16 protein-coding genes are annotated in these 21,524 nt (G+C 59.1%); 4 read left to right on the top strand and 12 right to left on the bottom strand.

Features of this window, described 5'->3' with window-relative positions:
* The first annotated feature begins 673 nt into the window (after positions 1-673).
* Positions 674-1,480: a hypothetical protein gene (locus SH664x_RS07455; RefSeq protein WP_437206355.1), complete on the top strand. Its 807-nt coding sequence runs from the start codon at positions 674-676 to the stop codon at positions 1,478-1,480.
* A gap of 12 nt (positions 1,481-1,492) precedes the next feature.
* Here the strand turns inward: SH664x_RS07455 and SH664x_RS07450 are convergent, their stop codons facing one another.
* The 3 genes from SH664x_RS07450 to SH664x_RS07440 form a co-directional block, all read right to left on the bottom strand.
* Entirely contained in the window at positions 1,493-2,281 is a 789-nt protein-coding gene (locus SH664x_RS07450; RefSeq protein WP_437206353.1) for a PIG-L family deacetylase, read from the bottom strand.
* Positions 2,282-2,288: 7 nt separating this feature from the next.
* Complete coding sequence (locus SH664x_RS07445) at positions 2,289-3,176, bottom strand: alpha/beta fold hydrolase (protein WP_437206352.1); 888 nt, start codon at positions 3,174-3,176, stop codon at positions 2,289-2,291.
* A 139-nt stretch (positions 3,177-3,315) separates the two neighbouring features.
* Positions 3,316-4,641, bottom strand: a complete 1,326-nt coding sequence (locus tag SH664x_RS07440) for a tetratricopeptide repeat protein (RefSeq protein WP_437206351.1) — start codon at positions 4,639-4,641, stop codon at positions 3,316-3,318.
* 295 nt (positions 4,642-4,936) lie between these two features.
* On the opposite strand from SH664x_RS07440, the gene SH664x_RS07435 reads away from it, so the two are divergent.
* Together SH664x_RS07435 and SH664x_RS07430 are read left to right on the top strand one after the other, a co-directional pair.
* Complete coding sequence (locus SH664x_RS07435) at positions 4,937-6,004, top strand: NAD(P)/FAD-dependent oxidoreductase (protein ID WP_437206349.1); 1,068 nt, start codon at positions 4,937-4,939, stop codon at positions 6,002-6,004.
* Positions 5,992-6,555, top strand: a complete 564-nt coding sequence (locus tag SH664x_RS07430) for a class I SAM-dependent methyltransferase (protein WP_437206347.1) — start codon at positions 5,992-5,994, stop codon at positions 6,553-6,555. Before SH664x_RS07435 ends, SH664x_RS07430 begins: the two co-directional genes overlap by 13 nt.
* Positions 6,556-6,774: 219 nt before the next feature.
* Here the strand turns inward: SH664x_RS07430 and SH664x_RS07425 are convergent, their stop codons facing one another.
* Together SH664x_RS07425 and SH664x_RS07420 are read right to left on the bottom strand one after the other, a co-directional pair.
* Positions 6,775-8,103 carry a hypothetical protein gene (locus SH664x_RS07425; RefSeq protein WP_437206346.1) on the bottom strand — a complete coding sequence of 443 codons (1,329 nt, stop codon included), beginning with the start codon at positions 8,101-8,103 and terminating at the stop codon, positions 6,775-6,777.
* Positions 8,104-9,590: 1,487 nt separating this feature from the next.
* On the bottom strand, positions 9,591-10,727 hold the full coding sequence (locus SH664x_RS07420; protein ID WP_437206344.1) for a glycosyltransferase: 1,137 nt from the start codon (positions 10,725-10,727) through the stop codon (positions 9,591-9,593).
* Positions 10,728-10,812: 85 nt separating this feature from the next.
* Between SH664x_RS07420 and SH664x_RS07415 the strand changes: the two genes are divergently transcribed.
* Positions 10,813-11,544 (top strand): SDR family oxidoreductase, encoded by a 732-nt coding sequence (locus tag SH664x_RS07415; RefSeq protein ID WP_437206342.1) that lies wholly within the window; start codon positions 10,813-10,815, stop codon positions 11,542-11,544.
* 19 nt (positions 11,545-11,563) lie between these two features.
* On the opposite strand, the gene SH664x_RS07410 is transcribed toward SH664x_RS07415, so the two are convergent.
* From SH664x_RS07410 to SH664x_RS07380, 7 genes are all read right to left on the bottom strand, one after another.
* Entirely contained in the window at positions 11,564-13,483 is a 1,920-nt protein-coding gene (locus tag SH664x_RS07410; RefSeq protein ID WP_437206341.1) for an FAD-dependent oxidoreductase, read from the bottom strand.
* A 120-nt stretch (positions 13,484-13,603) separates the two neighbouring features.
* On the bottom strand, positions 13,604-15,055 hold the full coding sequence (locus tag SH664x_RS07405; protein ID WP_437206339.1) for an FAD-dependent oxidoreductase: 1,452 nt from the start codon (positions 15,053-15,055) through the stop codon (positions 13,604-13,606).
* A 71-nt stretch (positions 15,056-15,126) separates the two neighbouring features.
* The gene (locus SH664x_RS07400) at positions 15,127-15,693 is read right to left on the bottom strand and encodes a carboxypeptidase-like regulatory domain-containing protein (protein WP_437206338.1); all 567 of its coding nucleotides are present in this window, start codon (positions 15,691-15,693) and stop codon (positions 15,127-15,129) included.
* 185 nt (positions 15,694-15,878) lie between these two features.
* Positions 15,879-16,826 carry a DUF1559 family PulG-like putative transporter gene (locus SH664x_RS07395; protein ID WP_437206337.1) on the bottom strand — a complete coding sequence of 316 codons (948 nt, stop codon included), beginning with the start codon at positions 16,824-16,826 and terminating at the stop codon, positions 15,879-15,881.
* A 201-nt stretch (positions 16,827-17,027) separates the two neighbouring features.
* Entirely contained in the window at positions 17,028-18,602 is a 1,575-nt protein-coding gene (locus SH664x_RS07390; RefSeq protein WP_437206336.1) for a hypothetical protein, read from the bottom strand.
* On the bottom strand, positions 18,602-19,171 hold the full coding sequence (locus SH664x_RS07385) for a sigma-70 family RNA polymerase sigma factor (protein WP_437206334.1): 570 nt from the start codon (positions 19,169-19,171) through the stop codon (positions 18,602-18,604). The genes SH664x_RS07390 and SH664x_RS07385 overlap by 1 nt, the downstream gene beginning before the upstream one ends.
* Positions 19,172-19,791: 620 nt before the next feature.
* Positions 19,792-21,216, bottom strand: coding sequence for an AAA family ATPase (locus SH664x_RS07380; protein WP_437206332.1), 1,425 nt, complete (start codon positions 21,214-21,216; stop codon positions 19,792-19,794).
* Between the last annotated feature and the right edge of the window lie 308 nt (positions 21,217-21,524).

Genomic DNA, 21,524 nt, shown 5'->3' with positions numbered 1-21,524 from the left:
GGACCTCATCACGGCAATCCATGAGGATTCCGGAGCGTACACCCACAGAGCCGAAGGCAGCGTCCGTTTATGCTACCTCGCTTTCTGTCCAGTTGATGCAGAATTGCTCAACTTGCGGAGACTTACCTCGACCGAGGCCGCGTCGCTGCTCCCGCTTCGACATCAGCAGCCTGATGATTACAGTCGCTACCACCACTCCAACACACACTCCGCATCTTGGGGGAGGTCGGGGTTTGCAGTCCGCTTCCAACAGCAGGACGCTGTCGCCTGATCGCCCCGTTCCCGCCACGCACGGATGAGCCATTCAGCTGACGAAATCATCTGCTGGGAGTGGACAGGAAAGAGCAGCCGCCCAGAGGAATTTCCCTCACCCACCCAGGACATCCCAACGGCGGTTTCATTTTCTTTCCCGGGGCGATAGCATCCGGCTTCGGGAGCATCTTCCCGAAAGTTGTCCGCTGAAGGACATTTGGATGAGCACTTCCTGACCCCGTGACGAGAAGGGAATCCGTATCTGCACATGGGGGCTGCCGTCATTCAAGTTGGTTTGATCGGTGTTGGGCCGGCGACCCGGAGTCCAGCCGTTAATGCGGTGCTGCGCCAGCGCAGACTCTGCCTGAGCGAGCTGTTCGATCCTTGTCTCGACGACGCAGCCGAAGAAGCCCGTCGCCTGATGATGACGCCGTCCGCCAGCCTCGATGGCGTGCTGAAGCGATCACGGGGAGTCGTCGTCGCCGAAGTGAAGTGGATGGGTGTCGAGCCGATGATTCTATCGGCCGGTTCACAGCGTCCCTCACTGGTTCTGGCCTCGGTTCTGGAGAAAATCGCAGCGCTCGACCTGAGTCGGCTCCAACATTTCGCGTTCCTCACCCGCACACTCGTCATGCCGGAACTCGCCCACCGGTGGGCCCGTTCCACCCTCCGGCTCCGGGAGCTGACCGCCACGCAACTGGGGGCCATCGAACAGATGGAAGTCGTCTGCCGACTGCCGGCGGAGACCCCCTTTCCCCGGTTGATGGCCATCGACTGGTGCTGCAACGTCATGCAGTCTGAGGCGAGATCGGTAGAGAGCAGCACCAACGGCGAGCAGCTGGTGATCCGGTTTCGCCGGATGAATCGGGAAGGGCGACCGGTCTCCGTCCGGCTGACCATCGAAGACGGCCCCCTCACGAAATTCCCGATCTGCGGAAGCGAAGTGACCTGCCGACACGGCCGGATTCACATCACCGGCGAAGAGACGCTCGAATGGCAGACAGGCCGGGGAGTCGAGAAGGAATCGCTGACGTCTGATCGGTCTGCCGAAGATGTGATGATCGATCTGTTCGGTCGTCGTCTGGCGGGCGGGCTGGTCCCGGTACCGGATATTGGCGACGTCGTTCGTGCCCAGGCGCTGCTGCAGGCTGCCGAGGAAAGTGCCCGACTGGGACAGGAAATCGAACTCCGTCCCGGGGCGAGCAGCTCTTCCCACGGCGATCAGTAACGAGATGACGGATCAGCGCACGGCCTGCGTACTTTCATCCAGATTGGTGCGGGGCGCGGCTGTTCCTGTAAATGTCTCCACCAGATCGCGAATCACGACCGGCTTGGGAGCAATCAGAAGTTCAGCAGCCTGCACCCCAGCGGCATGTCCCAGTACTCGAGCCTGGCTTTCCACCATCTGAAAAACGCGGTCTTTCGCGGGCGGGAACTGTGTTTTGTATTCCCGCACGGCAGCCAGCTTCTGGTCCAGTGTGTCGGAAATGTCGACCACCATCGACCCGGCCGCCTCCGCCATCCAGCTGGTGCCGAAATTGAGCGGATACCACAGCAGCTGCCGGATGGTATGCACCGGCAGTCCATCGAATTCGCCATCCCATTTCGTCAAGCGGGAATAAAAAACCGCTGCGTCGGTAATCTGCATCGCCTGCCAGTGGTCGGGAGAGGCCAATGGGGTTTTATCGGCGATCCCCATCACAATTTTGGGACGATAGGTCCGCAGGATTTTTGCCAACGCCACGCGGGCTTCGTAACAGTCGAACAGCTTCCGGTTCGGCAGATCGAGGGTCTTGCGATACTGAATTCCAAGAACCTGGGCTGCGGCCTGTGCTTCGGCCAAGCGGACTTCCGGACCCGGACTATTGGGAGTCGGCTCACCATCGGTCAGATCGACAATCCCGACCCGATATCCCTGCCGCACCAGCTTCGCAAGCGTTCCTCCCACCGCAATTTCCACATCATCGGGATGGGCGCCGACGGCGATGACATCGAGAGGTTCCGGCAGCTGGGAAGTCGTGGCGCTCATGATCTCATCAGGTTGAAGGTGATGTCAAAAAGTTCCGCACGATCTTGACCAGTCGATGCGGGTGAGTCAGGTAAGGATAGTGTCCGGACGTAAACATTTCTTCGCTTCGAGCCTGCGGAAGCAGGGACTGCAACTCGTCGTTGGCGGCGCTGGTCCGTTGACCGTCCCCTTCGCAGCGGAGAACCAGGACCGGCTGACGCACCGCTGACAGGTCGGCCCGCAGGTCCACCGCCGCAGCCAGCTGTCGGGCAGCGGCATCACGGACCGGCACCACCCCCAGCTCATTGAGCAGAAATCCCAGCCGCGTTTCATCGAAAGGGGGAAACCAGCGGCGGTGATTTTGCAACTGGGTGGCCGTCCAGAAGGGAAGTCGGCGGAGTCGTCCCGGCCAGCGCCGACCGACCTGCAGCAGCAGCCATTCGAGGCGACTGAACTCCCGCAATCCCCACGTTCCCTGCAGCAGCAGCCGGTGAATCAGCTGAGGTTCACGGCTCATCATCCGTAACGCTACCTGGCCTCCCCAGGAAGAGGCGTACACCGGCGCTCCTGACGGACATCGGTGGCGGATCGCAGCGGCGGAAATCGTGACGGTCTCATCGAAAAGCCGCTGGACCGGGGGGCGTTTCTTCCAGACCGGATGCCCCAGCATCACCACGCGGTACGCGTCCTTGAGCAGCCACGCTGTAAGAAAGAAGAGCCGTGGACTGGCTGCCAGTGCGGGGAGCACCACCAGCGGCGGTCCCGCCCCGAACTCCACCACTTCCACCTCACCGCCAGCAAATTCAATGACTCGCGATTCTGCCGACTCAGAGACCGAGTGACAGACCTCCTGCCAGGCCAGAGGTGTCGGACAGGGCTCAGTGGCGGTCAGCGTGCATTCGGAGGGCGTGCTCATGAGGCGCTATTGTAATCGCCTTGCCGAAAATCGACGACCGGGGCCGAAAAAACGTTCCCCAAGCCACGCCAACGGGGACAGGGTCAGGTCACCCGGGCAGCGTTTCCATCAAAACAAGGCAGACGACAGCGTCTGACGTTCAGGAAGCGTCCTCGCCATCCAGACGCTGGCGGGCAATGTCCGCCCAAGGGCCGCGCGAGTCGTGCTGCAGGTACTCCTGCCAGTGAATGCGGGCCTGCGGTTCATCTCCCAGATCGTGCAGCGTTTCCGCCATGTGAAAATGGGCATCCGGATAATCAGGAAGAAGATCCAGAGCGATCTGAAACGCACCGCGAGCCGCCTGCGGCGCATTCAGCTCTCGATGCAGGCAGCCAATCTGCGTCCACGCCTCGAGAAAGTCGCGATCATGCTCCACGGCCGAGTAGTAGCGTTCGATTGCGCCTTCGGTATTCCCCATCCGGTACAGACACTCGCCCAACTGGAAATGGACATCCGCACTCCCCGGAGAGGAGCGCGCCGCCAGCCTGAAGGCTTCCAGAGCATCATTCAGCCGGCCAGCGTCATACAGACGGCAACCTTCGATCAGCCAGTCACGAGGCTCGTCCGAGGACAACGCCTTGGGAACCAGACGAATCGATGGGAGTTCGTTGACCGGCGTCTCTTCCACCGGGTCCTCTTCCGTCACACCATCAAAATCAATCAGTCGTTGCCCGGACCCGGGCATCACCAGTCCATGTTCATCCCGAACCACCACACCGAGATGATGGGCAAGAATCTGCAGCTGCTCCAACGGACGTTCGTTCCCCCGCTGAACTGCCGGCAGTCTCCGCAGACTCTCTTCCAGATCCTTGCGGGGAATTCCCGATTCGAGAAGGTCATTCAACCTGCGGGCAGAGCTGACCTCGCGAAAATCAAAATAAGGAAGACGATAAACGTGCCTGATCGGACGAATCAGCCCCATGCGGGCCCAGCGGCGAATCACATGCACATTGACGCCGAGAATGGATGACAGCATTGCCGGCGTGTACAGGCGGTGCACTTCGTCACGATGATCATTCAACCCCAGCAGCCCCAGCCACTGCGATTCGTTGAGGAGTTCAATTTCCACACCCGCTTCGCGCCAGCGCTCTGCCTGCTGCAGCTTCACCGACGGTTGTCCGTTGTCTTCGAGTGGCCACCCCTCTTCGCCAATCACCAGCATCGTGATCTGGCGGCTGACATGTTCGGCTGCGGTCCCTCCGTGCTCCGCCACGAGGGCGGCTGCCTGCGCATGAGTCATCGAAGCCAGCGTCCCCGTGAAGGCGACACGTTCACCCTGCAGACAGGGAGAACTGAGAATGTCGTGATTATTGGAGAACGCCGATGAAGACATATGGTTCGAAGCCGTAGCGGAGTGTGGCAGCAGGAGCGGGAAGTGGTCTCCCCGGCTTGGATCGTTCGAATCCAGTCCAGCAACATTGAACATACTGGAGTTCAGACGGCGGATCAAACACACCACGCCGTTCGCACTGAGGTCCGCCGAAAAACAATTCCCTCCACGTCAAAGTTTGCGAATCTGCCGTTTTGGAGATCAGGGCGTCATTGCGGCGGGCGGGGAGTCACCCGCTGAGTCGTCCAATTCCTGTCGGGTTTCTCTGTGAAGAAGCCTGCCGTGGCGGCTGTTGATAACCTGTTGATGGCGATCGACTTGCTCGACCGGCACTCCGGCCCAGTGTGGGGAGTCACTTCGCCAACCGGACGACGTCTTTTATAATCCCCCGATGGCTGGCTCACCTTCCCATTATGACGTCATCATCGTGGGGCAAGGACTGGCTGGCACCACGCTCGCCTGGCAGCTGCGGGAAGCGGGGATGCGGATTGCGATTGTGGATCGTGGTGAGCGAGACACAGCGTCCCGTGTGGCCGCCGGGTTGATCACCCCGATTACCGGCCCTCGACTGGCGAAGACGCACGAATGGGAAGTGTTGTGGCCTGCAGCGCTGCAATTCTATCGACAGCTCGAGCAGTTACTGCAGGTCGACCTGTTCCGGGTCGGAGAATCGATCCGTCTGTTTGCCGATGAAGCTCAACGGGATTTGTTCCAGCGCAGGCTGCAACAACCCGAGTTCGCCGCACGCGTGGACGCCAGCGATCTCCGCCTCGGTGGCGCCCTGCGGGCACCCTTCGGTGGGTTTGTGATGAAGCCGACAGCCCGACTCGATGTCGGCACGTATCTGCAAACCTCACGCAAATTTTTCGAAAGCGAACAGCTGTATTTTCATGGAGACCTCAACCTGCCGGTCGACGTGACGTTTCATGCGAAAGCGATTCAGATTCCAAAACTGAATCTGACGGCAAACCGGCTGATCCTCTGCCAGGGATATGTCCCCGAACTTCCCTGCGGGTTTGCCCGCGTTCCCTTTCGCGCTGCCAAAGGCGAAATCCTGACCGTCAGTATTCCGGAACTGCACGAGCACCGTGCGATCCACGACCGAATCTGGATCGCCCCCGAGCAGAAGCCGCTGTTCCGGATCGGTGCCACATTCGAATGGCACGACCTGACGAATCAGCCCACGACTGCTGGGCGGACCGAACTCCTGCAGAAGAGTGCACAGCTTCTTGACCTTCCACTCAAGGTGGTCGATCAGCGGGGAGCGGTTCGCCCCGTGATTCGGGATTTCCACCCTGTCGTCGGCCTGCATCCGGACTTGCCACAGGTCGGGATCCTGAATGGGTTGGGTGCCAAGGGATCACTCCTGGCGCCGACGTGGAGTACGCGGCTGGTCCAGCTGCTCTTGAACGATCAAGCCATTCCAGTTGAGGGAGATGTGGCTCGATGGTTCCGCTGACACGGCAAGCCCACGCACTGGTCAGTCAGACTGTGCCCGCGGGGGGGATCGCGGTCGATGCCACCGCCGGCAACGGTCATGACACATTGTTTCTTGCGCAGCTCGTGGGGCCCGAAGGACACGTTTTTGCAATCGACATTCAATCGGCGGCAGTCTCGGCCACACGTGAGCGGATTGCATCGGCGGGACTGATGAACACGGTCGTGCTTCAGGCGAACCACGCCGAGCTGCTGAGAATCATTCCTCTTCCGTTCCATCAGCAGATCGACGTGATGCTCTTCAATCTCGGCTACCTGCCGGGGAGCGACAAAGAGGTCGTCACCAAATCGAAATCGACTCTTGAAGCTCTGATGGCCGCGACCGCTCTGCTGAAGCCGGGCGGATTGCTGTCCGTGATTGCCTATCCGGGACACGCGGGGGGAGACCTTGAGCGGGACGCCGTCCGCGACTGGCTGGAGCATCAGACACGGTTGCAGATTGTTCACCGCAGTGAATCTGCGCGACCGGAGTCTCCGCAATGGTTCGCGGCTGTCCTTCGGGATGCACGTTAACGCATCTTCGCGTTCGATGTCCCCGTTCTCGCCACGTGGAAGCGAGCATTGCACCGCACGAAACGCCTGCTGCGCGCGGACAGTGGAACGAGCAACCTGCCCTCAAGACCACAATCGCTGTTCACCGAGGCACCGAGCGAGAACGCACTCCGTCCTGTTCACTCAGGAAAACAAGGCACCCGATCGGGCGAACGCGTCCCAGCGAAATTAAACCTCGCATCAGCGATACATCTGCAGATTGCGATTGGCCGAGGTTCGTGTCATCAGCGGATGCTGTCCTGACTTTCCGGTGGAGATACTGCTTGCTTCCGAAAGATCACCGGGAGTGGAACTGCTCGCCAGCTGCACCAGTCGGGGCCGGAACATCACCATCAGCAGCAGCGGGAGATACCACAGTACGTACACTCCCCCTTCCTGGGGATACCACAACTGCGTCCCGACAACCGCTGCAGTCGACCAGGCCAGCAGCACTTCCAGCGTTTTGACTTTGGGCCAGAGTGCCATCACGAACAGCATGACGAAATAGGCGACGATCACCGGTAACCGGTAGACCGACAGATAGTTCATATCTCCCCAGAATCCGGTGTTCACTTGCACGCCGGAAAATGCCGCCAGTGCCAGATTGAGGGAACCGATCGTCCGCTGCAGGAATGAATTGGAATCGGTAGAGGTCATGGCAATGCTCAGCAGCAGAGCAATGGCGACACCACAGAGAGCCATCACGAAGCGAAGTGCCTGCCGACGGCCGTAGTAGTTGGCCCAGATGGGGAGCAGGAAGACCGGAAACGTGGTTGTCCCGCAAGCCAGCCCCAGCAGAACACCGGAAACGACCGGTTTGCGGAAACAGACAAAGGCCCAGACAATCAGGGCGGCAGGGAGCACGTGATTGAACTGGCCGACGTTGTACGCGGTACAGGGGAGCAGCAGGTAAAGGGTCGCCATCGCCAGCCCCAGCGACTTGTCGGCGAACAGATTCCGGCCGACGAACCAGAGTCCGGTAATCACGGCAGCGTGGGCAAGAATCGCCAGAATGCGGGCCGCCAGATCTTCGAAGACAAAATTTACAGATGCGGCGATCACTGCCGCGGCGGGGCCGGCGCTCGGCTGGTTCTGGGGATCGGGGCTCTCAGGAGTCCGATTAACGATGTTCGCCCCCCGCTCCAGCGTGTCCTGAGTCGCTTTCGGGAGTGAGCTGGTAATGGCCTGCGCGGTCAGGAAGGCGAACGCCGCCACGCACAGAAATCCCATTCCCTGCGAATTCAGATTCTGGCCGAGATAAGGACGTCGACTCAGAAATGGATCAACAAACAGGCGAACCAGAAACAGACAGGCCATGACGAACAGCCATGCATGGCCAATCGACTGGGTCCCGCTGCTTTGGGAGTTCACAAAAATCAGCCCGGGCGAAGCTGACAGCAGTAGCACCAAGTCCACATTCCGGAGCGAAAGAAATCGCGTGAACCGGAAATAGACCGCAAGGATCAACAACGTCGACAGGTAGAACCATGTCGGCGGGTTGACCTGATACCCGAGTAAAAACTCTTCCATTCATGAAACCTGCAGGTGACCGTCCTGAACAATCTGAAACAGTCGTTGTTTCATTCACATTGTTGAGAACACAATCCCGCTCTGCATGCGCAAAGACAGGCGACGCCGGCTGGCGACCCCAACCACGAACCTCACTGAATCCGTGCACTTCCCTTGCACGGTCGCTGATGCAATTTGCTGCTTTCGATTCCCCAACCAAATAGCGCAATTCGCGTCACAGCTGAAATGAAGCTACCAAGAAAAATCCGTGAATCCAAGCCCTTCCCCGGAATTCGCCTGAAATCGAAGGCCGTCAATCGATCCACTTTGATGCGTTGTCTCGGTGGCATTGGACGTCTCTCTGATCGACTACTTCGCTTCCGACAGTTGATCTGTCCCGGAGGGATGAATCTGAATTGAGCTGAGGGGGGAGCGTTATTCGGAACGCAGGGCTTGTGTTCGCGTTTCGCAATGTATTGGAGGGGGCGAGCCGACACAGCTCTCCGTCTGTCCGCACAGCGCATTCTCTTTCCCGAACATTGCTTGCAATCCCACCGCCACGGCTCATCCGCAGGCGATTGGTCTTGGTGAAAGTGCGGGAGGAGAAGTCCGTGACGGCACGTGACTTTTGATGAATTTGAAACCTGGAGCGTCTCGGTTGTGGATGGCCCGGGAATCGTCTGCCAGAGAATCAAACCCGGCAGTGACGTTAAGCGAGAGGTGACGGAATGGCTCAATGGCCTTTTGGCGTTCCCCACAAGGCAGGTCCGGGCCGCTCAGGGGATCGCTTCCACAAGGGGGACACGGGAGATTCACCGGAGAATGAAAAAAAGCCCTTCGCCCCCACGCCGCGTCCGTGCAGCGTCATCTGGGGGCGAAAGGCTGGCAGACTGGCGAGGAAGGAGCCAATCCCAGCTGCCCGAAAGGTAGCAGCACATCCTGGCTGCTGTATCCGCAAGCCCGGTAGCAAGCGGAAGCTCTCGATGACTTCTCGTCCGTGGTCACCAACAGGGTTCCCTGCCGGCGTGTCTCAGGCGCGCGGTCCCGCAGTTCTCACTGCAGATTCCCCAAGTCCTGGGGGAACCCTGTTGCGCAAAACAGGGTCGGTGCTCCATCCGGGAGCAGCAGATTCTATTGGTCGTGTCAGGTCGCAACGACTTCGCAGGCTCAAGCCCTTGAGTTCGTCCCCTGAACGATGCAACCCAAGCAATGGGCGCAGGTTCAGGCTTCGGCCGAGCCGAGGATCCGGATCAAGTTCAGACATTGTCCGCACCGGGAGTTGGAGGGCTGACGCCCCAATTTCACACTCCCCTTTTCGATCCCCACACGGCCTCAAAAGATACGCACCAGCCCGTTCGCGTCAAGCGGAACCGCCCCCCCATCGAAGCTTCATCCGGTCGATTGTGTCGTAGGCTCCAATGGCATATGGAATTGAAAGTTTCTGAATTTTTTATGGCTGTTTGGCACTGAAAACAGCCTCCATCTGAGTTTCACGCCGAGTCCGATTCCTACAACAACCGGCGGTAAAGAGCTTCGTAGCTTCGCGTAACTGATGACCACGTAAACAACGCCTGCACAGAGGCTTGCGACTTGTCCCCCAGCTTCCTGCCCCTGTCGGGCATGTCGACAAGTTGTTCAATCTTCTGGGCGAAGTGCTCAACCGTTACTGGACTTACGACGATCCCCGTCTCCCCGTCCCGGATCAGTTCAGAGATCCCTTCCACTGGCGTTGAAATCACGGGCAGACCGGCTGCCATCGCCTCCAGGACGACGTTCGGCATTCCCTCCCATTCGGACGACAGGACAAACGCGTCGGCTCCCCCCATCCAGCGCCTGGCTTCCGATCGATAACCGAGGAGGACGACCGACCCGCCGATTTCCAGATCGGCGATTCTGGACTCCAGCTCGGCCCGCTGCGGCCCTTCACCGATCACCGCCAGACAAATGTTCCGCCCCTTGGAAACGAGCGTCTGGATGACCTCCAGCAGCAGGAGGAAGCCCTTCTGACGATGGAGCCGACCGACCGCCAGCAGCAGAAACGTTTCCGGCGGAATTCCAAGTTCCTGCCGGAGCGAAGGGAGCAATCCCCCTGGCGACAGCATTTCGACCCCGTTCGGAATCACGCTGATCCGGTCCGCAGTCGCCCCCGTCTGCTGTTCGATGTGCTTCGCCACTCCCGCACTCACGCAAACGTGATGATCGACCCAGCGCTTCGTCCAGCGTTCGAGCCAGAGGTGCCAGCGTTGATCCTTCTCCGCCACACGGTGCCCCGCGACGATGACGGGAACTCCGGCCAGACGACCGGCGATACGTCCCACAATGTTGGCGTGAAACAGGAAGCACTGCAGCAGACAGGGCCGGGACTCTCTCAGCCGCCCGCTAAGGCGCCGAATCACCGAAACCAATTGCGACGGCCGGGCGCCAAAGCACTCCACCGGGACACCGGCCCCTCTCAAAACAGCCGCCAGTTCACCCTCGGGTCCGAGGCAGTAGACGATCGGGTCCCATTCCCGGCGGTCGAGATGCTGCACCAGCTGCACGAGTGCCCGTTCAGCCCCTCCCGGATCCAGATCGGTGATACAAAAGGCGAGCCGCCGCGGGACCTGCCTCCCGGAGACTGGCTGATTGGAATCGGCGTGAGACATGAACCCGCAACTGAAACGGCTACAATCCGCGAACGGAAGCAGAAGGCCGCTCGCAGGCCAGGGATGATTCGCAACAGGACTTCATATGATTCTGGCGGGCAGATCAGCAATTGTCACCGGTGGCGCCATCCGAATCGGTCGAGAGATCGGACGCGCTCTGGCGCGGGAAGGGGTCAACGTCTGTGTGCACTATGGAACATCGGCCACGGAGGCGTCTGAAGCCGTTCAGGAATTCCAGCAACTGGGAGTCTCGGCCTGTGCTGTTCAGGCGGAACTGCTGCAACCGGTCCGAGCTGCGGCACATGTGCTCGAGGCCGCCACTCAGCAACTGGGACCGATCACCATTCTCATCAACAGTGCAGCGATCTTTGAACAGGGAACACTCCTCTCGACCGACGAGGAGAATTGGGATCGGCATTTCACCATTAACCTGAAGGCCCCTTTCTTTCTCACCCAGCAGATGGTCAAGCGGCTTCCTCCTGACACTTCCGCCGCGGTGGTCAATATCGTCGACTGGCGGGGAGAACGTCCGATTCCCGGTCAGGCCGCTTACACACAGGCGAAAGCAGCGTTTGTGGCGCAGACGAAATTACTCGCTCAGGAACTCGGTCCGCGGATCCGGGTCAACGGGATCTGCCCAGGCCCCATTCTTCCGGCTCCCGGAGAGACACAGCAGCAGTTTGAAGCTCTCGCGGAGAGAAATCCTCTCAAGCGAACCGGAGCCCCGGAAGACATCGCACTCGGGGCTCTCTATCTGCTCAAGGCGGATTTCGTCACCGGCGAACTGCTGCACATTACCGGGGGAGAAGAACTTTGACCCAACTGATTCCGGACCTTCAGTCAGAATTGGGGCGAGAGGATTTCTCACGCTGATGAGCCAGCTGGTACGCGGTCCGGATGAAGTCGCCCCGGGTCCGGGACTGCTCCAGTTTTCCGGCATCGATCTTCAGTTCAGCCGCCAGCTTCAGCCAGCGTTCCCGCAATTCCGGTGCGAGGTCCCTGTTCAATTGAGCCTCATGCCATGGAAAGGCATGCGCGTACTGGCCGGTGTAGGACTTTCCACGCGTTCCGTACTTGCCTGCAGCAGCTTCCGTATGGTGCAAACCTCCTGCGGAGCCCCACCACTGTACGGCGACAAAATCCGGTGAATCCGGCAAGACGTCACTGACATAGATGGTGGCAGCGCCTGCGGCGTGCAGCGATTGCCGGATCTCCGCCGGATCGATCTTGTCCAAAGGTTGATGATGCTTGAGAGAAAGATGCGCTGCCGTGCCGGCCGCTTCACCAAGCCCCATCCAGATCGGCTCGTAACGGAGTGCACAGAAACCGATATGCGATGAGGAGATCGCCACCGGCACGAGAAGATTTCCCCGGTCCGGCGGGAGCAGAACTCCATAGGGAATCTGGTACGGAGCGGTCGCCTGATAAAACTCTCCGGTGTGAGTCCCGCCAAATCGGGGTCCCTGGTGGCCGGTGCCATGACAATTCAGCCCATAATCTCCCATGGCGATGGCATCAGGCTGAAATTTGGCTCTAACGCCGTCAGAAGAGGCTGCAACATCGTGCTGCGTGAAAACATGCCGGCCTTTCATGCGTCGGGCTTCGCGGACATAGATCTGCACGGGGAGAAATCCGGAGTCGACAAACTCATCCCGGCACAGGCCGAATTCCCGGGCGGGGATTCGAATCGATTCAGGCACTTCCTCATCATTCTGCAGGAAGTACAGCATCCCCAGGTTATGTCGCACGAGATCCTGGAAGAGTTCCTCACGTCGAGCGGTGTCCGCTTCCGCCCAGTCATGACTGACATTGGTCAGTGACAACCTGACCGGAGCGCGTGACATATCGTTCACATCATGCTTGAGGTTCGGCAGAACCGGCTTCTGAATCTTGTAGATGGCCGACGGATTCGAGCCGCCAGAAGCAATGAAGCAGGCCTGTTTAATGGTTCCCTGACGAATCAGTTCCAGGAGCCCGGTGAATTGCTCACGGTCATAGCCATCGGGCTTTTCCGGCAAGACGCGGTTCTCGGGATTGCTCGTCATACACAACCGGAAGTTGTAACCCTGAACCTCGGAATCCCCCTGCGCAGGCGCCAGCTCCTCCTGATATTCCGCTTTCCCTTCACGGCCCAGGCTGTAGGGAATTTTTGCCAGCGCCAGCAGATCTCCCTCATAGGTGGCGTCGATGAAGATCTTCCCCGAAACGGCGAATTCCGAGCCATCACGATCTTTCAAAGCGAGGCGCGAAATCTGAAACCCTTCACCCGTCTTCTCAGCCGTCACGCCTGTCAGCAGCTTGTGATCCTGCACCTGCAGATTCGGATACTCCTTCAGCATTTCGCGAAACAGCTGGAGGGCGACTTTGGGTTCCGCATGTGTTCCGTGCAACGAATCTTTCACCTGCTGGGAATCTGCCCCGTACTCCCTGGTGTAATACTGTTCGGTCCGGCGGTTCAGCTCGAGGAACAGGCCCGACAGCGATTCGAGTGTCCGAAAATCGGGATGCGACAGCCCATTAGTGGCCATTCCACCCATTCGCGATGTCGGCTCAAGCAGGAGCACCGAATGACCATTTCGAGCGGCGGCAATCGCTGCTGCAATCCCGCCCGGTGTCGCCCCATAAATGACAACATCGGCACTCTTGACCGGCGTTGTCAGCGATGTCTGCTGCGCAGGCAACAGGTGAGGTCGCAGTGAGAGAGTCAGGAATGCCAAGACCACTGGAAACAATCGCCGGCAGAAAGATTTCATCATCCGCTCCCTGTGACGTGACACACTGACGAAATAAATCCCACCGATGACGAATCACCGGTGGGACCTGATTTTTTCGAAACGACTCGACTCTCGACTCGCTGAACCGCGCTTCAGTCCAGGTCATCCGTTCTGAGCCAACTCAGCATACGAAATTTCATGCGGCATCACACCTTTCTGAACGGACACTGCCGCCACCTTCCCGGCGGCTTCTCCCATCGGAACGGAATTCCCGGTGACCCGATAGCTGGAGTGGGCAATGAAGTCTCCGCTGATACAGCGACCAGCCATCAGCAGGCCATCGACATCGGCCGCAATCAGCGCAGCGAGCGGAACGTCATAGGGCTTCGATCCCATTTTGCGAAACTTGGCAACGTCGACCGGATTGCTGCCGTCGGAGAAGACGTTGTGGACGTCGAATCCGAAATTCACGCGGCAGACCGAATCAGGATGAGTCGCACCCGCCACGATATCTTCACCCGTCACGGTGTACCGACCTCGAATCCGCCGACCCTCGCGGACGCCGATCTGCTCGGCAGTCGCCACGACAGCCAGGTTCGTCCACGGATCACCCAGCTTGCGGAGCGTATTCACGATGTGATGCACCTCGGCCCGAGCACGGATCGTGGCCTCTGTGATCTGACCTTCGTCCATCGCGGAGACACCGTACTCGTGGTTGGTCATCAGCGAATAGATGCCGCTGTGAAGATGCCGAAGGGTCGGCGCTGAATACGAGGGATCAACGCCTGCCTGCTGCATCAGTTTCCGCAGCTTGGGTTTGGCCGATTCACCCGTTTCACGGATAAACTCCGTGATCTTGGTCGGATCAACACCGGTCAGCAGGGCGATCATCGACATCGGCTGGCATTCACACTTTTCTCCGACTCCCAGGTCGAAGGAACAGCCTGCCTGTGCTGCCAGATCACCGTCGCCCGAACAATCGACAAACCGCTGCGCGACCCAGGCCTGACGACCCGATTTCGATTCGGTCAGCACGCCGACAATCTGATTCCGGTCATTCAGAACCGCGCCGACGAGATGCGTGTGCAGGTGAATCTTGACTCCGTCTTTGACACACATTTCCTCGAGGAGCAGCTTGCACAGCTCCGGGTCGTAGATTTCGCCCTTTGACTTTTTGGCGACGTCACTTCCCCGTTCGGCCAGACCGTTCAGGATCTCTTTCATCACACCCGACTTGCTGTGTCCGTCGATAATACGTGTGAGCAACCCTGCGGTCCAGACTCCTCCCAGACAGCCCGCCATCTCAATGAGTCGCACGCTGGCGCCGGCCCGCGCAGCACCCAGGGCAGCACCGATTCCGGCCGGTCCACCGCCACAGACGATGACGTCGGTCGTTCCCGCGACGGGAATTTCCCGTTGCGACTCGATCAGCTTCGAACCGTCTGCGGAGAGCTCTCCGCTCGTTCGCACGATGTCACCCGTGACGAGGTGCGAAGTCGGCTTGTCTGCCCGGGCCTGCTGATTCCAGAGCAGCAATGAAGGACTGAGCGCCGCACCGGCGGTCAGGGTCTGCAAAAACTGGCGGCGATCAGGCGTCAGGGGTGCCTTCGACATAGGAGACTCACTTTCTCTCGGCGAGTTCGAGACAAGATAGAATCTGGTTCAGCGATTGAACCAGTGCGGGATCATTTACTGGTCAAGGCGAAATCAATCACGTTCGGTTTGTTTTCCACATTGGCGGTGAGTTCCGATCGGTCATGATATTTGGCCGGCAGAAATTCCTGCTGAACAACTCGGCCGTTGTCATCTTCGAACCGGGTCCGGATATAGACTTTGTTCGGGCCGAGCATCACTCCGCTCTTATCCATGGTATAGACCATGCGGTACTTGCCCGCGGCATCGGTAGTCCCGAAGGAAGGTCGCCCCCCTTCGGGCTGGAATGTCACCGTCGCTCTTTCCAGCGGGCGACCGTCCAGTGTGACCGTTCCTTCGACTGAAGCGACATCAGGGGCATCTCCCCTGCCGCACCCCACCAGTGCCAGCAGCATGACGCTCGCCAGCAGGCGACGGATTCCGTGAACCTTGAACACCTTGGCACCTCCCCAACATTTCCATTGCACTTGATATTTGCCTGCCCGCTTCCACCGGGGCGAGTCGGGCTCCTGAACAACCGGGACGACCACTGCGGGGGAAAGGGTGAAGAGCAATCTGCTCTCAAAGGCATCGCTCCGTAAGCGGGCGATGCCCGTCATGTCTTCCCTTGCGCCCTTCAGACAGGGGCCCTCCGGATACCGAGTTCCACCCAGATCCGGAGAATCGAGGTGGCCGTGCCGGACATGCACGTACTGCACTCCGGCACCGTCCTCTGTTTCCTTCTGATTCGGAACTGCGCAGCGATCAGTCGCGCAGTCCGGGGAAAAACACCATGCCGCCTGCACTAGAAGTCGCCGACAGGCTGGCCATCTTCGCGAGCCGTCAATCGCTCATACGTGCTGTCGACGACGCTGGTGTTGTTCGAGCCGTTGGTCACATAGTGAATGTTCTCGGAGATAAACCGGACCGAGCCGTCTCCGAAGACAAACTGGGCTCCGCCGGTATGCACGCTGCTGAAGCTTTCGTTCAGCTCATTTGAAACATTGTTGGAGTGATTGATGGCACCACGAGCGTTGGCAAACACGTCCTTGGCGGAATTGCCTCCACAGGCCCGCAGCGAACCGATCCACACCGCGGCCCGGGGCAGGAGAACTCCTCGCTGGTAAGCGATCTCACCCACAAGAATGGTATTGCTCGTTCCGTCCGTCACATCGCGGATACCGATCTTGCTGTCCTGCCAGAAGATTCCACTCCGGGCTTCCGGCACGACACTGAGGGTCAGCGCATCGCGACGGTGTCCGGTGCAAGCCTTGTAGTTCGAGGTGGCCCACTGGGCATAACCCGAATACTCACGAATTGCCGGACCGATATCAGACGGACAGCGGTAGACGGCAAGCGGCGTGTTTTCCAGATCCGTGTTGTTGATGATCGTGTCGAGACGGGTCCCGTTCCCAATTCCCAGCTGGTTGTACAACGCTCCCTGCTCCACATAGGGAAGCAAAAACGCGCCCCAGGCCCAGCTTTCCACGTTCTTGTCATTTCCCCCGTCGGTGTAGTCCGGGTCGGCCCGTTGCATGATCAGGCCAGGTGGAAACAGGTTGAACACGTCATGGTAGTTGTGCATGGCCAACCCGATCTGTTTCAGGTTGTTTTTGCACTGCGAGCGGCGGGCTGCTTCTCGCGCCTGCTGTACCGCCGGCAGGAGCAAGGCGATCAGCACGGCAATGATCGCGATGACCACTAGAAGTTCGATGAGGGTAAAACCTAAGCGCTGACGATTGAGGGGCTTCATTTAAACTCTCCGGAACACAAAATGGCAATAACTCCGCAGAATGCGAACAGATCGTGAAGTGGATCAAGAAATGTGGTGACAGCTTGGCGACAGTCCGCATCCACGTGAGCGCAGCTCTGGCGCGGTCTGGGCTGTGTCGCAGTGCGTCTTTCAGCCGAACTTCTCCCGTTCAGGGGAGGGGTCCAGCGAACTCGGTAATCGTTATGACGAGGGCGATACCGGACTCTGATTGACAGCATCAGAGTCCATCTCGATGAGAATCCTCAGTTCATCAATCCCTTTGAGGGCAATTCGTGATTCCTTGCGGGAGAGGAATTTGAACTTCAGTGTGCGTTGGTCCGGCGACACTTCGATCGTGCTCCCTTTACTCAGGCTGCGGTGCAGCCCCATTCCCGTGCAATAGGCCGTGTGGACCGCTCCCGCAACAGCATCAGTCGCGGCCAGTGTCTGGTCGCGCCACATGAGGCCCACGATCTTTCCGGCGAAGGAAATCTGGCCTTCCCGGTCAAACTCACTCTCTTCTCCGCTGTCGTAGGCGGGAACAACCGGTTCACCCGGCGGGTCATAGTGGAGGAGGAAGCTGGTGAGGTTGTGTCGCGTTGTCGGCATTGCCTCTGCCAGAACTTCTTCCTGTGCAGAGATCGTGGCGATGGAGACCCCGCCGTCAGCTTTCCACTCTTCGAAGACGGGCCTCGACTCTTCCGAATCAGCCGGGCGGCCGACACTGTCGACATGCAGATCTTCAGGCCACTGGATGTTGTTCTGCTCGAAGAACAGAAAAACACGGTCGCTGCTCTCCAGAGAACCCGGAAGCAGGTCTGCAGGGGGCGTGTCGAGATACTGGACCCCGGAAGACGTGCTCAGAATGCCGCGTTGAAGGCCCAGTGCGGCAGAGTATTTTCGACTATCGAAAGGAATTTCGCGCCAGGGCGTCTCCCCGTCATGCAGTTGGAGCGCGGCGTTCTGCTCTACCACCGGCCCCGGCTGCGATCCTCCATCCAGGCTGAGTGAATAGGCCTGAATCTTGCCCGAGAACACCGAGACTTCGCCGGATTGTCCGGGCAGCTGACTGACCCCGAATGAGGTTCCCAGGTCCACAATGTCCGCCCCTGCGAGCTGGACGGTGAAGCCCATTGCTTCCGGCGGGACCTCGCAGGTTGCGATGCCCGAGCGTAATTGGCAGCGGAGCGGAGTGCTGACCTTCAACGACGCCGGGCCTTGCAGGACCAAGTTCGCGCCCGACTTGAATCTGACGTGCGCCAGTTCATTGCCGATCTCCACCGTTTCATTGGGGAGCAGACTGCGTCCCAGCTCCCTGATGCGGGTGGAAAAATCGGACTGCGGAGTCACGATCCGCAAGACTTCTGCGACCGGGAAGACCGCAGGAGTGGTGGAGGACTGAACCACGGGGGCGGCAGGACCCTCCGCGGTGGCAACCGAAGAGGAATCCACTTGGCGGGAACGAAGTCCCAACCACAAACCCAGGCAGACGAGCAGGCTGGCCGCAGCCACCAATGATCCCTGCAGCAGTCGGCGTGGCTGGGGCTCTTTCAGTGACAGAGGATTGGTTTCATCGTAGTCCAGAGTCAGCAGGGCATGGACCGAAGCATAATCGAGATAGAAGCGGCGATTCTCAGGACTCTCCCGCAGCTCCTGCTGAAGTCGATCAAACTCGGATTCGACGATGGTCCCCTCGAACGCCTTGCGTACGAGGTCTTCGAAGTTGGGCTGTGGCCCCTCCGGATGTTCTCTTCGTCCTGTGGGTGTTCCAAACATTATCGCCCCTCAGCCGAGGCCTGGAAGCAATGCATCAGGGCGAGTCGCGCCCTGTGCAAAGTCATCCCCACGGCAGACACAGATCGCCCAAGCTTCTTCGCCAGATCACTGATGGAGCGCATTTCGCGATAATGCAGACGGATCACCTGACGCTGCTGGTGTGGCAGCTTTTTAAGGCAGCTCCGAAGATGCAGCAGGTTCTCATCCAGCCCTTCGTAAATCTCACCGACTTCTTCCACCAGCTGATCCACCAGTTCCTGATCGAAAGTCAGCCGACTGCGTCGACGCGTCTTGAGCGCCGCGAGCGTATGCAGGTAGGCAAATCGGAGCGCCCAGGAGCGGAAGTTGAGCTCGGGCTGATAGTCCCGGCGCTTCTTCCACAGGGCGAGATTGGTTTCCTGCACAATGTCTCGCGACAGATGAGGATCGCGGATCAGCGAAAACACGAAGCTCATCAGAACGTGCTGCGCTCCTGTCAATTCCTGACAGAACCGCTCATCCGCTCTGGCGGTCGAATTCAGATTCGACTCGTCGATGCTCGGTGGGATTCGCGAAGTACGATTGATCATGGAAGGGTTTGCACTCCATTCGGGCATTAGCCGAACGAACGTTTTTTTCACGAACTATTTTGTTCGCGAATTCAACAAGCCCTTTTAATGCATTGTTCCTCAAAACTTTACGTCTTGCTCTTTTTTGCGCAACAGAACAACACATCCACATACCAACACCCATCACAGGGGACCGCGGCAACTCCCTGTTTCTTAATTCCTGTTCCCGCCGCCTCTCTCCAAAAAATGACCTGACTGCACCTGCTCACTGCGCGCGCACTACTCCACCACTGACACGCCACTGCACCCCCTGGGAACACGGAATTCTTCCCGCATGAAGCAATTGCAACATTGCTCTTTGTGACCGCGTCCAGTTGACGATGAACGCATCACTGGAACACGAGACACTTTCCAGTCCCTGCGTCTCACGTGTGGACGAAAGGCACTTGGAGCCGGAAGCATTCCGACCTGGAGCGGTTCGACTGGCCAATCAGCGCGTAATCGGCTCCTCCGCGAGCCACACTGAAACATCAGTCACACCGCAAGAGAAGCTTCAATCCGCCGCAAGAGAAGCTTCAATCCGCCGCGAGAGCATTCGATCGTCGTGAGGTCCGGCGGGGCTTCCCGCATCGACTTTCGATTCATCGTCCAAACGTCGACTCCCCTCCGGTCACTTTGCGATTGAGGCGATTGTGGGCGTAAAGGCTGTTCAGGACCAGTTCCACAACGACAGCCTGAAACTCCTGGGCATCCTCGCTGCGGGCCAGTTCCGGATCGATCTCGGCAGCCAGCGTCTGCAACTGATCGTGAAAACCCCGAATCTTGCCGACAGTCTGCAGCAGCTGTTCAGCGCCAGCTTCGGCGTCGAGCTTCAGTGATTGGCCGGAACCGACGTGGTCCACCACATTGCTGAACCGTTTCACCGTCGTGTACTGGTCGAAGACGTTCTTGATCGCTTCTTCGATGATTCGCTGGATGAGCAGGTCTTCATCACCACTCTCCTCCGACATGGACAATTCCAGTTTCCCGCGGGAGCTGGCCGCCAGCCAGAACAGGTCACTGATCCGGGCCAGAGTCCGGGACTGCGACTGGGCCAGCGCTCGTCGCTCTGCATTGGAGATCAGGGTCTCCATGTTGGCAATCGACATGCGCACGCTGACGCCGGAAGCCTGATTGACATGCGGACTGGTACGGGCCAGGCGGCTGATCTCTTCAACAATCTCCTGCAGCAGTCGCGGCACAATCACCGCGACCGTGTCACGGCGTGTCCAGGCCTGCTCGGCGACAATCTGCATTCCGAGTTCCCGTTCCAGTGGATAATGCGTGCGAACCACTGCACCGATGCGATCCTTGAGCGGCGTGACGATCCGCCCGCGGTTGGTGTAGTCCTCGGGATTGGCGGAGAAGACCATGCACAGATCGAGCGGCAACCGCACGGTAAAGCCGCGAATCTGGATATCGCGTTCTTCCAGAACATTGAACAGGCCCACCTGGATCTTCGGAGCCAGATCCGGAAGTTCATTGATACAGAAGATCCCCCGATGGCTGCGGGGGATCAGGCCGAAATGCATGACATCTTCATCTGCGAGGTGACGTCCTTCGGCGTGCTTGATCAGATCGACCTCGCCAATGAGGTCAGCAATGGTCACGTCAGGCGTCGCCAGCTTCTCGTGATAGCGTTCATCGCGTCCCACCCAGGCAATCGGCGTCCGGTCCCCCTGGCTGGCCACCACGTCGCGGGCATATTTCGACAGCGGAGCCAGCGGATCATCGTGAATCTCCGAACCGGCAATCACGGGGAGCGCCTCATCCAGAAACTGTGTCAGCATCCGGAGCATGCGGGTCTTCCCCTGCCCGCGCAGTCCCAGAAAGAGCATGTCGTGCTGCGCCAGAATGCCGTTGATGATCTGCGGAAAGACGGTCTGGTCGTAGCCGAGAATTCCCGGGAACAGTGGCTCTTTGCGTCGCAGCCGGGCGATCAGATTCTGGCGCATCTCCTGCTTGACGGGGATGGATCGATATCCGCTGGCCTTCAGCTCGCCCAGCGATTGGGGACGATTCGACATGAAAACTCCAGGTGAGGAAAGGTCGCAGGCAGACGGGGGGAGCAACGACGCAGATTGCCAGGCAACTGCACCTGCTGCATTTTAGGCGAGCCGTGAGGGCCGCCAACCCGCAGCGATGCCAAACTCGATGATCTGCTGCGAGATTCCCGCCAGTGCATCGAAAGAAGTGCTCGATCGCACCTTCTGTCGCGACAAGGAACTGAGATCGGGTGGATTTTACCCCGGACACTGGCCTCAAGCCGGACGACGACCTCCACTCCGCAAACCTTGGACAGGCTCACCCGACGGTGAATCCGGCCCTGCGAATG

Origin of the sequence: Planctomicrobium aquicomposti, from assembly GCF_051466325.1 — a bacterium.
Classification (GTDB): Bacteria; Planctomycetota; Planctomycetia; order Planctomycetales; family Planctomycetaceae; genus Planctomicrobium.
The sequence above is the reverse complement of the archived record's forward strand: the minus strand, read 5'-3'. Positions and strand labels throughout refer to the sequence as shown.

Bases quoted from the DNA above. Each gene is read 5' to 3' on its own strand.
- SH664x_RS07425 (WP_437206346.1), bottom strand. From the start codon at position 8,103: ATGGAAGAGTTTTTACTCGGGTATCAGGTCAACCCGCCGACATGGTTC.
- SH664x_RS07385 (WP_437206334.1), bottom strand. From the start codon at position 19,171: ATGATCAATCGTACTTCGCGAATCCCACCGAGCATCGACGAGTCGAAT.
- SH664x_RS07415 (WP_437206342.1), top strand. From the start codon at position 10,813: ATGATTCTGGCGGGCAGATCAGCAATTGTCACCGGTGGCGCCATCCGA.
- SH664x_RS07400 (WP_437206338.1), bottom strand. From the start codon at position 15,693: ATGACGGGCATCGCCCGCTTACGGAGCGATGCCTTTGAGAGCAGATTG.
- SH664x_RS07430 (WP_437206347.1), top strand. From the start codon at position 5,992: ATGGTTCCGCTGACACGGCAAGCCCACGCACTGGTCAGTCAGACTGTG.
- SH664x_RS07445 (WP_437206352.1), bottom strand. From the start codon at position 3,176: ATGAGCACGCCCTCCGAATGCACGCTGACCGCCACTGAGCCCTGTCCG.
- SH664x_RS07410 (WP_437206341.1), bottom strand. From the start codon at position 13,483: ATGATGAAATCTTTCTGCCGGCGATTGTTTCCAGTGGTCTTGGCATTC.
- SH664x_RS07420 (WP_437206344.1), bottom strand. From the start codon at position 10,727: ATGTCTCACGCCGATTCCAATCAGCCAGTCTCCGGGAGGCAGGTCCCG.
- SH664x_RS07450 (WP_437206353.1), bottom strand. From the start codon at position 2,281: ATGAGCGCCACGACTTCCCAGCTGCCGGAACCTCTCGATGTCATCGCC.
- SH664x_RS07455 (WP_437206355.1), top strand. From the start codon at position 674: ATGATGACGCCGTCCGCCAGCCTCGATGGCGTGCTGAAGCGATCACGG.
- SH664x_RS07390 (WP_437206336.1), bottom strand. From the start codon at position 18,602: ATGTTTGGAACACCCACAGGACGAAGAGAACATCCGGAGGGGCCACAG.
- SH664x_RS07405 (WP_437206339.1), bottom strand. From the start codon at position 15,055: ATGTCGAAGGCACCCCTGACGCCTGATCGCCGCCAGTTTTTGCAGACC.
- SH664x_RS07435 (WP_437206349.1), top strand. From the start codon at position 4,937: ATGGCTGGCTCACCTTCCCATTATGACGTCATCATCGTGGGGCAAGGA.
- SH664x_RS07380 (WP_437206332.1), bottom strand. From the start codon at position 21,216: ATGTCGAATCGTCCCCAATCGCTGGGCGAGCTGAAGGCCAGCGGATAT.
- SH664x_RS07395 (WP_437206337.1), bottom strand. From the start codon at position 16,826: ATGAAGCCCCTCAATCGTCAGCGCTTAGGTTTTACCCTCATCGAACTT.
- SH664x_RS07440 (WP_437206351.1), bottom strand. From the start codon at position 4,641: ATGTTCAATGTTGCTGGACTGGATTCGAACGATCCAAGCCGGGGAGAC.